Here is a 13,151-nt window from a genome sequence, read left to right as displayed (position 1 = left end):
ACCCACTACCTCAGCCGTTGGGCCCTACTGTCGCGACGATAGTCACTTGCTTATTGTCAGGAATTTCCTGATAAGCCAAAACGTGCAAATTCGGAACTGCCAGGCGACCAAACCGCGACAACATCGCTCGAACCGGGCCTGCCACCAGCAGAATCACCGGGTGGCCCGCCATTTCCTGACGCTGGGCGGCTTCGATCAACGAACGCTGCAGTTTCTCAGCCATGCTTGGCTCCAGCAGAACGCCCTCTTCCTGGCCAAGTCCGGCCTTCTGAATACTATTGAGCAATATTTGTTCCAACCTTGGTTCCAAGGTGATCACAGGCAGCTCAGACTCAATGCCTACAATGCTTTGCACGATGGCGCGGGACAACCCGACACGCACCGCGGCCACCAAAGCGGCAGTATCTTGACTCTTGGCGGCATTGTTGGCGATGGCCTCGGCAATGCTGCGAATGTCGCGCACCGGCACCTGTTCGGCGAGCAAGGCTTGCAGCACCTTGAGCAACTGCGACAGCGACAGCACGCCGGGTACCAGTTCTTCGGCCAGTTTCGGCGAGGCTTTGGCCAGCAAACCCATCAATTGCTGGACTTCCTCGTGGCCGATCAGCTCATGGGAGTGCTTGTAGAGGATCTGGTTGAGGTGGGTAGCGACCACGGTGCTGGCGTCGACCACGGTGTAACCGAGCGATTGTGCCTGGCTGCGCTGGCTGACTTCGATCCATACCGCTTCCAGGCCAAAAGCCGGATCTTTGGCGGTAATGCCATTAAGCGTGCCGAACACCTGGCCAGGGTTGATCGCCAACTCACGATCCGGGTAGATCTCGGCTTCGGCCAGGATCACGCCCATCAGGGTCAGGCGGTAGGCGCTGGGGGCCAAATCAAGGTTGTCGCGGATGTGCACGGTGGGCATCAAGAAGCCCAGGTCCTGGGACAGCTTCTTGCGCACACCCTTGATCCGCGCGAGCAGTTGGCCACCCTGGTTGCGGTCCACCAGCGGAATCAGGCGGTAGCCGACTTCCAGGCCGATCATGTCGATCGGGGTCACGTCATCCCAGCCCAGCTCCTTGGTTTCCTGGGCGCGGGCCGGGGATGGCAGCAAGTCTTGCTGGCGGGCGATTTCCTGCTGGGCCTGGACCTTGACGGCATTTTGCTTGCGCCAGAACAGGTAGGCACCACCGGCGGCCATGGCCGCCATGCTCAGGAACGACACGTGCGGCATGCCCGGCACGATGCCCATGATCGCCATGATGCCGGCGGCTACGGCCAGCGCCTTGGGCGAGGCGAACATCTGGCGGCTGATCTGCTTGCCCATGTCTTCGGAGCCCGAAGCACGGGTAACCATGATGGCTGCAGCTGTGGATAACAACAGTGATGGCAATTGCGCCACTAAACCGTCACCAATGGTCAGCAAGGCGTAGACCTTGCCCGCATCGCCGAAGGTCATGCCGTGCTGGAAGATCCCGACCGCGATGCCACCGATCAGGTTGATAAACAGGATCAACAGGCCGGCGATGGCGTCGCCGCGCACGAATTTACTCGCGCCGTCCATGGAGCCATAGAATTCGGCTTCCTGGGCGACTTCCAGGCGACGGGATTTGGCTTGGTTCTGGTCGATCAGGCCGGCGTTGAGGTCAGCGTCGATCGCCATTTGCTTGCCGGGCATGGCGTCGAGGGTAAAACGCGCGCTCACCTCGGAAATCCGCCCGGCGCCCTTGGTCACCACCACGAAGTTGATGATCATCAAAATCGCGAACACCACGATACCAACCACATAGTTACCGCCGATCACCACCTCACCAAAGGCCTGGATCACCTTACCGGCGGCGGCGTGGCCGTCCTGGCCGTGGAGCATCACCACCCGCGTGGATGCCACGTTCAGCGCCAGGCGCAGCAGGGTCGCGATCAGCAAAATGGTCGGGAATACGGCGAAATCCAGCGGCCGCAGGGCATACACGCAGACCAGCAGCACCACCACCGACAGCGCAATGTTGAAGGTGAAAAACACGTCGAGCAGGAACGGCGGCATTGGCAACATCATCATTGCCAGCATCACCAGCAACAACAACGGCACACCCAGGTTGCCCCGCGACAAATCAGTCAGGGTGCCACGGGCCGTGTTGAGCATTTGAGAGCGATCTACCACCGGTATTCCTCGTGTTCCTTGAAGCAAAGTTTTGACGCGGGAGAGCGTCCTGGAGGCGGTATTGCAAGAAGCCTTCCAACTTTGGTTTCAGGGCGACGATCGTCGAGCGGTCACCGGTTCAAATGTGGGAGCTGGATGGGGGTGTGATGATCGTTCCCACGCGCAGCAAAGGAATGCAGCCAGGGACGCTCCGCGTCCCGACTTGAGCCCGGCGCAACGGTGACGCAGAGCGTCACGGGAGGCATTCCCACGCGGGAGCGTGGGAACGATCTTCAGCGGGCTTGCTCGCGAAGGCGGTGGTTCAGTTAGAACAGTTTTGGCTGACACACCGCTTTCGCGAGCAAGCCCGCTCCCACAGCTGGATGGGGGTGTACCTGTTGTAAAGATCGTTCCCACGCTCTGCGTGGGAATGCAGCCAGGGACGCTCCGCGTCCCGACTTGAGCCTTGCGCAACGGTGACGCAGAGCGTCACAGGAGGCATTCCCACGCGGGAGCGTGGGAACGATCTTCAACCGGTTCCAGTGTGGGAGCTGGCTTGCCTGCGATTGCGGTGGGTCAGGCACTGAAGGGCCAGCCATGAGTCAGCCATCGCAGGCAAGCCAGCTCCCACAGTTGGATGGGTGTGTACCTGTTGTTACTGAGGAAATTTCCGACAAGGTTTTCGGGTTGCCCCTAGGAACCGGGCTCCCTAGTCTCCGTACACCGCTGCAAATGCAGTGGTCGGGCGTCGCGGCCCGGTTTACTACGGAGTAAAAGCACCATCTCCCTTTCAGTCGACGCTTTTTTATCGTCTACTGTGCGGCGCTATGGCGGCTGTGCGCGGGATACCTTCGGGTATGCCGGGTTGCTCCTAGACCGGTCCGCGAACCTGCGTACAGCTGCCACCTTCAATCGCGTCGCGGCGATCAGTGGCGGCTCCACTTTCGCAAGGAGCTTCACAATGATCAAACCCACCCCAAATCCCCCACCCAGCGTAATCCTCACCCTTATCGACGGCATCAGCACCGAAGACCTGCTGGTCAACCTCACCGAAACCCTGGCATCCGCCCACGCCCTGATCTGCGATTTCGCCTTTGACCTGGAGGGAACACAGCGAGAAGGTGCGCTGGGTATTGCGCAGCTGCTTGAGGTCGGCCGATTGCTGGCTGAGCGACTGCTGGATGACAGAGCGCCGTCACCAGCGACAGAACCTGCCTGAGTGATCGTTCCCACGCTCTGCGTCACTAGTGTCCGGTAAAAACCAAAGGGGGAGCTTGCTCCCCCTTGTTGTTCGCGACTGTCAGTCATAATCGGATTTTTCAGACTCGATTTTGACCCATGTTTACCAGTACCCGTTTAGCCCACCTACTCAGTGCGATCCCGCGCCAGTTCTTTCGGCAATCCACCGAAAAGCACCAGGCTGATCGCTACGTCAAACGCTGCACGAGCTGGCAATTGCTGGTGACACTGGTCAGCGGCCATATAACCCAAGCCTTAAGCCTGCGGTCCTTGGCCACTTTTTCCGAAACGCTAAGTCCGCATAGTTACCATCTTAAAGCGGGGCCCGTCGCCCGATCGACCCTGTCAGATGCTTTGAACAAGCGAAACTACCGGCCATTCCAGGATCTTTGCCAATTGCTGTTGAGCGGCATCAGCCGCCAACAGCGCAAAGAAGTCGGTGCCATGATTAGCCTGCTTGATTCCACGTCAATCACTTTGCGCGGACCTCACTTTGATGACTGGACAGCCTCCACGAAAACCCGCATCACGCAGGGCCTGAAAGTACATGTCGGACTAGATTTGGCGCAGTTGGCCCCGGTGTACGTCAACATCACTCCTGCCAACGTCAACGACCTGAGCGATGCGCTGGAAATGCCGATTCAGGTCGGCATGACGTATGTCTTTGACAAGGGATATTGCGATTACAACTGGTGGCACCAGTTGCAGACCAAAGGAGCCTTTTTCGTCACCCGCCTGAAAAAAAACGCCAATATCAAAGTGCTGCACAAGCACTCGATCGCAGCCGAGCAAAGCCCCGTCATGACCGACGAAGTCATCCTGTTCGGAAAAAAGCATCTAGGCGGCAAGCGTCTTAATGACTACCGAGAAACGCCGGCAAGACGCGTGGTGGTAGAACGCGAGGGACACGCCACGCCGTTAATCCTGGTGACCAATGACTTCGTAAGATCAGCCGAAGAAATCGCGGGATTGTATAAAGATCGCTGGAAGATCGAGCTGTTTTTCAAGTGGGTCAAGCAACATCTGAAACTCAAACGCTTCTACGCATTCTCTGAAAACGCCGTGCGTCTGCAGATTTACAGTGCCTTGATCAGCTACTTGTTATTGCACCTTTACCATCGTCGCTCAGAATTTACCGGTTCGTTGTTTGAGCTGACGGTTCGCATATCTCATGTCCTGCACGAACGGCCCGCGACGCCAGAGTTGAGGGATCGACGAAGGCAGGAGCGAGAAAAGCTGAAGGCTGCCCAAGGCAGCCTTCAGCTATGAAACATGTTTACCGGACACTAGTGACGCTCTGCGTGGGAATGCAGCCAGGGACGCTCCGCGTCCCGACTTGAGCCTTGCGCAACGGTGACGCAGAGCGTCACAGGAGGCATTCCCACGCGGGAGCGTGGGAACGATCTTCAGCGGGCTTGCTCGCGAAGGCGGTGGTTCAGTTAGAACAGTTTTGGCTGACACACCGCTTTCGCGAGCAAGCCCGCTCCCACAGCTGAATGGGGGTGTACCTGTTGTAAAGATCGTTCCCACGCTCTGCGTCACTAGTGTCCGGTAAAAACCAAAGGGGGAGCTTGCTCCCCCTTGTTGTTCGCGACTGTCAGTCATAATCGGATTTTTCAGACTCGATTTTGACCCATGTTTACCAGTACCCGTTTAGCCCACCTACTCAGTGCGATCCCGCGCCAGTTCTTTCGGCAATCCACCGAAAAGCACCAGGCTGATCGCTACGTCAAACGCTGCACGAGCTGGCAATTGCTGGTGACACTGGTCAGCGGCCATATAACCCAAGCCTTAAGCCTGCGGTCCTTGGCCACTTTTTCCGAAACGCTAAGTCCGCATAGTTACCATCTTAAAGCGGGGCCCGTCGCCCGATCGACCCTGTCAGATGCTTTGAACAAGCGAAACTACCGGCCATTCCAGGATCTTTGCCAATTGCTGTTGAGCGGCATCAGCCGCCAACAGCGCAAAGAAGTCGGTGCCATGATTAGCCTGCTTGATTCCACGTCAATCACTTTGCGCGGACCTCACTTTGATGACTGGACAGCCTCCACGAAAACCCGCATCACGCAGGGCCTGAAAGTACATGTCGGACTAGATTTGGCGCAGTTGGCCCCGGTGTACGTCAACATCACTCCTGCCAACGTCAACGACCTGAGCGATGCGCTGGAAATGCCGATTCAGGTCGGCATGACGTATGTCTTTGACAAGGGATATTGCGATTACAACTGGTGGCACCAGTTGCAGACCAAAGGAGCCTTTTTCGTCACCCGCCTGAAAAAAAACGCCAATATCAAAGTGCTGCACAAGCACTCGATCGCAGCCGAGCAAAGCCCCGTCATGACCGACGAAGTCATCCTGTTCGGAAAAAAGCATCTAGGCGGCAAGCGTCTTAATGACTACCGAGAAACGCCGGCAAGACGCGTGGTGGTAGAACGCGAGGGACATGCCACGCCGTTAATCCTGGTGACCAATGACTTCGTAAGATCAGCCGAAGAAATCGCGGGATTGTATAAAGATCGCTGGAAGATCGAGCTGTTTTTCAAGTGGGTCAAGCAACATCTGAAACTCAAACGCTTCTACGCATTCTCTGAAAACGCCGTGCGTCTGCAGATTTACAGTGCCTTGATCAGCTACTTGTTATTGCACCTTTACCATCGTCGCTCAGAATTTACCGGTTCGTTGTTTGAGCTGACGGTTCGCATATCTCATGTCCTGCACGAACGGCCCGCGACGCCAGAATTGAGGGATCGACGAAGGCAGGAGCGAGAAAAGCTGAAGGCTGCCCAAGGCAGCCTTCAGCTATGAAACATGTTTACCGGACACTAGTGACGCTCTGCGTGGGAATGCAGCCAGGGACGCTCCGCGTCCCGACTTGAGCCTTGCGCAACGGTGACGCAGAGCGTCACAGGAGGCATTCCCACGCGGGAGCGTGGGAACGATCTTCATAAGGGTTGGATGTTGGACGCTTGCTTGCCTTTGGGCCCTGTCGTTACGTCATAGCTGACTTTTTGGTTCTCTTGCAGAGATTTGAACCCAGCACTCTGAATCGCTGAAAAATGCGCAAAAAGATCCTCGCTACCATCATCTGGAGTAATAAAACCGAACCCTTTTGTTTCGTTAAACCACTTCACAGTACCCGTCGCCATAACCCTTCTCCTGACATTGCGCGCAAAAAATCCCGCTAGATAAGCCTGATACAAAACGCAAACACACCCTTTGGCCGGTGAATCCTGGCGAACTGTACCCGCTGGCCTTCTCTCCACCGGGTACACGCTGAACTCAAGCGGTCCAAACACACCGGTTCATCATCGCCATCCAACGCAATCAGCCCTTCACCGGTCTTGCGGTTATAAACCTTGATCGTCCCCGTCACCGCTTCCATCACCCTTCCCCTGCATCTCGTTACTACTTGCGTACAGTGCCTGGCACCATCAAACCGCGAGAACGCAGAGCTGACTACTGTCAGAGTTGACAGGTAGACGGGGATTAACGACCAGTGGTAGTGATTGTTTGCTGAGCAGGCGGGGGGTTATTTTTTTCGTTTGCGGGATTTGCGCGCCTTGGGCGGCGCATCGATTTCGCTGCAGGGATTGCCCGTTGCCTGAACGGGTACTGCATTGCCTTCGCGGTCGCGGGCGACAAAACCAATGCCCTTGACGGCGTCAAACCACCTGACCGTAGCCCTGTCCATGACCGCTCTCCCGAGCCGCGCATGACGGCGCACCTCGCCGCTCTATGTAACAGTGAAGGCGGTGCAATGGATACTGTCAAAGTTGACAGGTAACGCTGAACTTTAGACAGATGGCAGCGCTGGTTGTTATGCCGCCAAGGGCTCCGCCCGCCGTGCCTGCCCCGCAGCCAGTCCGGCAAGTTCGGACAAGGGAGCAACCGAAGGGGTTGCCCAAGCAGGGTGCGGAGCTTCAAGGCTGGTGTTCAAACGTTCCGATTCTCATCTACGAGGTGTCAGCGCTTGGTAGGTCGTATCAGTTTGAAGTAGTCATGGTCTTGTTCCAGAACAGCTTTGTAACCGGCGCCTGCTTTGAGGGGAATCCTTACACTTTTGAAAATGTCATCCCATTGGGCAAATGCGGCTAGCGTTTGCTCAATGTAGTCGTTCGGCTTGAGGTACTTGTAGTCTGCGCACAGCTCCTGAATCAGCCTCCGGGTTGCCTTCCCTCGACCGTTATATGCCGTTGTGTGTTCACCCCGAGCCTCCGAGAAAGTCAGGTCGTATGCCGGCGCGAGCGTCCACCTTGCTTCGTCGCCAGGCTTCTCTGGCTCACGCCCGATGAACGCGAAGTTCTTGGTGTGATCGTCGTAGTTGTGAAACAGTGCATTGAAAACCATCACCCTGGCCATTTTTTCGACCTCTGCGGCACTACGCGTCAGCATGTTTGTGAGCTTCAGTAGCCCGCTGTAGTCCATGGATGGCAGTTTGTACGCAGCGTACATAAGCGCAGAAACCGTGATCATGTGAAGCTTTTTATCGCCCTGCCGGTCAAAGCGCTTTGTTGCGAAGAAGCCCTCGCGACTACCGTCATGCATGGTCATGTTCAGGACAGTCGACTCAGCCATTTCGACACCTGCGTCCCTGGCCATCAGGTAGTAAGCATACTCAATTGCGCCGGTTTCAACCGGCTCATCTGGTGCCCTGAATTTGACCATCCAGTGATCATAGCCCGGCAGAATTGGCCCAAAAGCGGACGTTGCATGCTGCCCATCAGGAGACATTGCGACAATCGCTTTAGGGCGGGCACCACCAGGCGATCCCCCTGCAAGCCTGAGCTTGGTAAGCACTGCCGAAGTGTCTCCTGACAGGACTTCCACGGAATTCTCGAAGAGCTCTGCAAGGTTAATTGCCCCCCTCAGCTCTCCTCTTTCCGCTTTTGGATGGTACTCAAACGCTCCCATGGCTCTGTCGCCCATGTAAGCGAGCCGATCCAGGGCAGTAACTGTGTAAGCAGTTCCCTCACCGAATGTGGCATTAAGGAATCTGTCCATCAGCAGCATGCCCCAGCCGTCTGGAAGAGAGTCCGCAAAGGGGCCGTGCAATCCTTCGAACAGTTCAGGAGCACGAGCAAGCTGGGGCTTGTCGTCAAACTTCATCGTGAACGGCGACAGGTTGAAGCCTGTAGCGAGCCATACCGGGTCGTAAGTGAAAAAAATCCCAACCCCCTCCTCCCTGTACAGATCACCGACTTTCACACCGCTTTTGGTGACCTCAAGGGATTCGAAACGCTTCAGCTTCGGATAATCCTGGCGCGGTTTCATTTAGAACCCCGTTTGCGCTTTGAGTTTTTCAGCTCTGTGAGGGAGTTCGGCTGCGAAGGTTTAAACAGAGTCGTTAGCGGAGTCAGCTCATCGAGCGCGGTGGCGAGCAGAATCATCGATTCGAGAGTAATAGAACCTGCAGTCTCGAACCGCTGGATCGACGACTCCGATACCCCTGAAAGCTCTGCCAAGGTCTTCCTCGTGAGGTTTTTCGATAGCCGTAGCTTTTTTGCATTTTTCCCCACATCGCGAGCGATCTCTGCGGGGGAGCTGAGCAAATGCATGAAGGACATGGCAGGCCTCGTTTAATTTTTACTAATGGCTAAATCTGACTTATTAAGGGCATAAAATCAGCATTATTAGTCAGTTTTGACCATTATAGTGCTATTGGCGTGCGCGAGGAAAAATCATATACCTTGCTAACAGTCAGATATGACTATTTATATGGAAAAATTCGCTTTAATAGGTCAGTTATGACTAATTATATTTTCCCTGCGCACAACTCAAACTTTGGTTGTCCGTGAGGCTCCCTATCCATTGGGGTTTAGATCATGCGCCGAACGGCGCGCTGCAAGCTCGGCGCACGGGCAGGAAAAAACGCGAGGTCGGAGCCGGGCTTGCCTGCGATGGCGTCGGTGCAGGACGACTCAGGAATCGCGGCGCAGCTCCGGCGGAATCGGCAGGTCCTTGAGCGGGTCGGGCCGCTTGCCCTTGCCCGCGCGGTATTGGCGGATCTGGTACACGTAGGCCAACACCTGCGCCACGGCCAGGTACAGGCCAGCGGGGATCTCCTGGTCGAGGTCGGTGGAGTAGAAGATCGACCGCGCCAGCTCCGGCGATTCCAGCAGCAGAATGTCGTTGGCCACGGCGATTTCGCGAATCTTCAGCGCGGTAAAGTCGCTGCCCTTGGCCAGCAACATCGGCGCGCCGCCCTTCTCCGGGTCGTACTTGAGCGCCACGGCGTAGTGGGTCGGGTTGGTGATGACCACGTCGGCATCCGGCACCGCCGCCATCATCTTGCGCTGGGACATTTCGCGTTGCAGTTGGCGAATCCGCTGTTTGACCTCGGGGCGACCTTCCTGGTCCTTGTGCTCGTCACGCACTTCCTGCTTGGTCATCAGCAGTTTCTTGTGGCTTTCCCACAGCTGAATCGGCGCGTCCACGGCGGCGATGATGATCAGCCCGCAGGCCATCCACAGCGCACTCCAGCCCACCACCTGCACGCTGTGAATAATCGCGGATTCCAGCGGCTCATGGGCGATGCGCAGCAAATCGTCGATGTCGGAGGACAACACCGTCAACGCCACAAACAGGATCAGGATAAATTTCGCCAACGCCTTGAGCAGTTCCACCAGCGCCTTGGTGGAAAACATACGCTTAAGCCCAGGCCCAGGGTTCATGCGGCTGAACTTGGGCGCCATGCTGCCGGCGGCAAACAGCCAGCCACCCAAGGAAACCGGCCCGATCAGCGCCGCCAGCAACAGGGTGATAAGCACCGGCTGCACTGCCAGAATCGCGATCTTGCCCGAGTGCAACAGGTACTGGCCCATGGCGCCGGGGCTCAGCAGCACTTCGCGCGGCAGCGAAAAGTTGAGCTTCATCAACTCCATCAGGTCCAGCGCCAGGCCACCGCCGTAGATCAGCAGGCCCCCGGCACCGGCGAGCATCACCGCCAAGGTATTGAGTTCTTTGGAGCGGGCAATCTCGCCCTTTTCCCTGGAGTCCTTTTTACGTTTCTCCGTGGGGTCTTCTGTTTTGTCCTGGCCACTCTCGCTCTCGGCCATGGCTCAACGCGCCCGTGCCAGATCACGTAAAAACTGCAAGGCGTCGGTGGCCAGCGGTTGATACTGATTGAGAATGTCGGCCATGCCGATCCAGAAAATCCCCATGCCCAACACCAGGGTCAGCGGGAAACCAATCGAGAAAATGTTCAGCTGCGGCGCCGCGCGAGTCATCACGCCAAACGCGATGTTGACCACCAGCAGCGCAGTAATCGCCGGCAACACCAGCAACAACGAGGCGCCCAATACCCAACTCATGCGGCCGACCAATTCCCAGAAGTGATTGACCACCAGCCCCGAGCCCACCGGCAAGGTGGTGAAGCTTTCGGTCATGACCTCGAACACCACCAGATGGCCGTTCATCGCCAGGAAAATCAAGGTCACCAGCATGGTCAGGAACTGCCCGATCACTGCCACCGACACGCCGTTGGTAGGGTCGACCATGGACGCGAAGCCCATGCCCATCTGGATCGAGATGATTTGCCCGGCGATTACAAAGGCCTGGAAGAACAACGTCAGCGAGAAGCCCATCAGCGCGCCGATCAATATCTGCTCGGCAATCAGCAACAACGCACTGAGGTCCAGGGCATTCACCGGCGGCATCGGCGGCAAGCCGGGCACGATGACGATGGTAATGGCGAAGGCAAAATACAGGCGGATGCGCCTCGGCACCAAGGTAGTCCCGAACACCGGCATGGTCATCAGCACTGCCGTGACGCGAAACATCGGCAAAATGAAAGACGCCACCCAGGTGCTGATCTGGGTGTCGGTCAAGGCCAGCACAGATTGCATCGGTCAGCCGATCAACTGCGGAATACTGCCGTACAGCTGCAGGATGTATTCCATAAAGGTTTGCACCAGCCACGGGCCGGCGACGATCAGGGTGATCAGCATCACCAGCAAACGCGGGAGGAAGCTCAAGGTCTGTTCGTTGATCTGGGTTGCGGCCTGGAACATCGCCACCAGCAGGCCCACCAACAGGCTCGGCACCACCAGCACGGCGACCATCATGGTGGTCAGCCACAGCGCTTCACGGAACAGGTCGACCGCTACTTCTGGCGTCATGTCACTACACCCCGCCGAAACTGCTGGCCAGGGTGCCGATAATCAGCGCCCAGCCGTCCACCAGCACAAACAGCATGATCTTGAACGGCAACGAAATAATCAGCGGCGACAGCATCATCATGCCCATGGCCATCAGCACGCTCGCCACCACCAGGTCGATGATCAGGAACGGGATAAAGATCATGAAGCCGATCTGGAACGCGGTTTTCAATTCGGAAGTGACGAAGGCCGGCACCAGGATGGTCAGCGGCGCCTGATCCGGCGTGGCAATGTCGGTGCGCTTGGACAGGCGCATAAACAGCTCCAGGTCGCTGGAGCGGGTTTGCGACAGCATGAAGTCCTTGATCGGGCCTTGGGCTTTGTCGATCGCATCCTGGGCCGTAAGTTTCTCGGCCAGATAGGGCTGCAAGGCTTGCTGGTTCACCTTGTCGAACACTGGCGCCATGATGAAAAGCGTCAAGAACAGCGCCATGCCGGTGAGGATCTGGTTCGACGGCGTCTGCTGCAGGCCCAGGGCCTGACGCAAAATCGAGAACACGATGATGATCCGCGTAAAGCTGGTCATCAGCATGACAAACGCCGGGATAAAACTCAGCGCAGTCATGATCAGCAAAATCTGCAGGCTGACCGAGTATTCCTGCGCGCCGGCCGCGTTGGTGCCCAGGGTGATCGCCGGGATCGACAACGGGTCGGCTGCCAACGCCAGCGGCGCGGCCAGCAACAGCATGAGCGTCAATAAAACGCGCATTACTTCTTATCCTTCTGATCCTTGCCCAGCAACTCCATCAGGCGCTGGGCGAATTCCGGCGTGGCGGTCTCGGTCCTGGTCGCTTCCACCGGCGTCTTGAGTACGTGCAACGGGGTGATGCGGCCGGGCGTGATACCCAGCAGGATTTGCTCTTCGCCCACCTGCACCAGCACCAGCCGATCACGCGGGCCGAGGGCGCGCGAGCCGATCATCTCGATCACCTGGCCATTGCCCGGCCCGATGCGCTGCACGCGGCGCATCAGCCAGGCGAGCACGAAGATCAGACCGACTACCAGCAACAATCCAAGCACCAGCTGGGTCAACTGGCCGCCGATACCACTGCTGACCACAGGTGCCGCAGCCGCCACTTGGGCGACCGGCTCAGCCGCCAGGGCGCTCAATGGCAGCGCCAGGAACAGTCCCACCATCGAATACTTCATCTCAGCGCAACTTCTTGATGCGTTCGCTTGGGCTGATCACGTCCGTCAGGCGGATGCCGAACTTCTCGTTGACCACCACCACCTCGCCATGGGCGATCAGGGTGCCGTTGACCAGCACGTCCAGCGGCTCACCGGCCAGGCGGTCGAGCTCGATCACCGAACCCTGGTTGAGTTGCAGCAGGTTGCGGATGTTGATTTCGGTGCTGCCGACTTCCATGGAGATCGACACCGGAATGTCGAGAATCACATCCAGGTTCGGGCCGTCGAGGGTCACCGGGTCGTTGTTTTTCGGCACGCTGCCGAATTCTTCCATCGGCAGGCGTTTGCCGGCCGGCGCCATGGCGGCGTCGGCGGCCAGCAGCGCGTCGATGTCGTCCTGGCCGACATCGCCGGTTTCTTCCAGAGCCGCGGCCCATTCGTCAGCCAGGGCCTGGTCTTCGGCGGAAGTGTTTTCGTGTTCGGTAGCCATTACATGTCCTCGGCGC

Annotated in this window: 14 protein-coding genes; 3 read left to right on the top strand and 11 right to left on the bottom strand. The window is 57.5% G+C overall.

The annotated features are described in order from the left end of the window. Positions 1-10 precede the first annotated feature (10 nt). A complete protein-coding gene (flhA, locus tag AB4P96_RS10800) occupies positions 11-2,125 on the bottom strand; it encodes a flagellar biosynthesis protein FlhA (protein WP_032865399.1) in 2,115 nt (704 codons plus the stop codon). 958 nt (positions 2,126-3,083) lie between these two features. On the opposite strand from flhA, the gene AB4P96_RS10795 reads away from it, so the two are divergent. The 3 genes from AB4P96_RS10795 to AB4P96_RS10785 all read left to right on the top strand — a co-directional run bounded on the left by AB4P96_RS10795 (position 3,084) and on the right by AB4P96_RS10785 (position 6,166). Then, positions 3,084-3,341 (top strand): DUF6124 family protein, encoded by a 258-nt coding sequence (locus AB4P96_RS10795; protein ID WP_395600754.1) that lies wholly within the window; start codon positions 3,084-3,086, stop codon positions 3,339-3,341. Positions 3,342-3,460: 119 nt separating this feature from the next. Then, the gene (locus tag AB4P96_RS10790; protein ID WP_099549335.1) at positions 3,461-4,630 is read left to right on the top strand and encodes an IS4 family transposase; all 1,170 of its coding nucleotides are present in this window, start codon (positions 3,461-3,463) and stop codon (positions 4,628-4,630) included. Positions 4,631-4,996: 366 nt separating this feature from the next. After that, on the top strand, positions 4,997-6,166 hold the full coding sequence (locus AB4P96_RS10785) for an IS4 family transposase (RefSeq protein WP_099549335.1): 1,170 nt from the start codon (positions 4,997-4,999) through the stop codon (positions 6,164-6,166). Between the two features lie 137 nt (positions 6,167-6,303). Here the strand turns inward: AB4P96_RS10785 and AB4P96_RS10780 are convergent, their stop codons facing one another. The 10 genes from AB4P96_RS10780 to fliN form a co-directional block, all read right to left on the bottom strand. Continuing rightward, on the bottom strand, positions 6,304-6,507 hold the full coding sequence (locus tag AB4P96_RS10780) for a cold-shock protein (RefSeq protein WP_099548885.1): 204 nt from the start codon (positions 6,505-6,507) through the stop codon (positions 6,304-6,306). A 383-nt stretch (positions 6,508-6,890) separates the two neighbouring features. Continuing rightward, positions 6,891-7,052, bottom strand: coding sequence for a hypothetical protein (locus AB4P96_RS10775; RefSeq protein WP_017134952.1), 162 nt, complete (start codon positions 7,050-7,052; stop codon positions 6,891-6,893). Positions 7,053-7,324: 272 nt separating this feature from the next. After that, the gene (locus AB4P96_RS10770; protein ID WP_395600753.1) at positions 7,325-8,632 is read right to left on the bottom strand and encodes a type II toxin-antitoxin system HipA family toxin; all 1,308 of its coding nucleotides are present in this window, start codon (positions 8,630-8,632) and stop codon (positions 7,325-7,327) included. Continuing rightward, the gene (locus AB4P96_RS10765; RefSeq protein ID WP_099548883.1) at positions 8,629-8,925 is read right to left on the bottom strand and encodes a helix-turn-helix domain-containing protein; all 297 of its coding nucleotides are present in this window, start codon (positions 8,923-8,925) and stop codon (positions 8,629-8,631) included. Before AB4P96_RS10765 ends, AB4P96_RS10770 begins: the two co-directional genes overlap by 4 nt. Positions 8,926-9,279: 354 nt before the next feature. Then, the gene (flhB, locus tag AB4P96_RS10760) at positions 9,280-10,416 is read right to left on the bottom strand and encodes a flagellar biosynthesis protein FlhB (RefSeq protein WP_056859763.1); all 1,137 of its coding nucleotides are present in this window, start codon (positions 10,414-10,416) and stop codon (positions 9,280-9,282) included. Positions 10,417-10,419: 3 nt separating this feature from the next. After that, a complete protein-coding gene (fliR, locus tag AB4P96_RS10755) occupies positions 10,420-11,205 on the bottom strand; it encodes a flagellar biosynthetic protein FliR (protein WP_099548882.1) in 786 nt (261 codons plus the stop codon). Between the two features lie 3 nt (positions 11,206-11,208). Continuing rightward, positions 11,209-11,478, bottom strand: a complete 270-nt coding sequence (gene fliQ / locus AB4P96_RS10750) for a flagellar biosynthesis protein FliQ (protein WP_003214552.1) — start codon at positions 11,476-11,478, stop codon at positions 11,209-11,211. A 4-nt stretch (positions 11,479-11,482) separates the two neighbouring features. After that, on the bottom strand, positions 11,483-12,226 hold the full coding sequence (gene fliP / locus AB4P96_RS10745; protein ID WP_017134948.1) for a flagellar type III secretion system pore protein FliP: 744 nt from the start codon (positions 12,224-12,226) through the stop codon (positions 11,483-11,485). Beyond that, the gene (gene fliO / locus AB4P96_RS10740) at positions 12,226-12,666 is read right to left on the bottom strand and encodes a flagellar biosynthetic protein FliO (protein WP_395600752.1); all 441 of its coding nucleotides are present in this window, start codon (positions 12,664-12,666) and stop codon (positions 12,226-12,228) included. Before fliO ends, fliP begins: the two co-directional genes overlap by 1 nt. A 1-nt stretch (position 12,667) precedes the next feature. Then, positions 12,668-13,135 (bottom strand): flagellar motor switch protein FliN, encoded by a 468-nt coding sequence (gene fliN, locus AB4P96_RS10735; RefSeq protein ID WP_017134946.1) that lies wholly within the window; start codon positions 13,133-13,135, stop codon positions 12,668-12,670. Between the last annotated feature and the right edge of the window lie 16 nt (positions 13,136-13,151).

Source organism: Pseudomonas sp. B19125 (genome assembly GCF_044218855.1).
GTDB lineage: Bacteria > Pseudomonadota > Gammaproteobacteria > Pseudomonadales > Pseudomonadaceae > Aquipseudomonas > Aquipseudomonas edaphica.
This window is presented reverse-complemented; position numbering and strand designations above follow the sequence as displayed.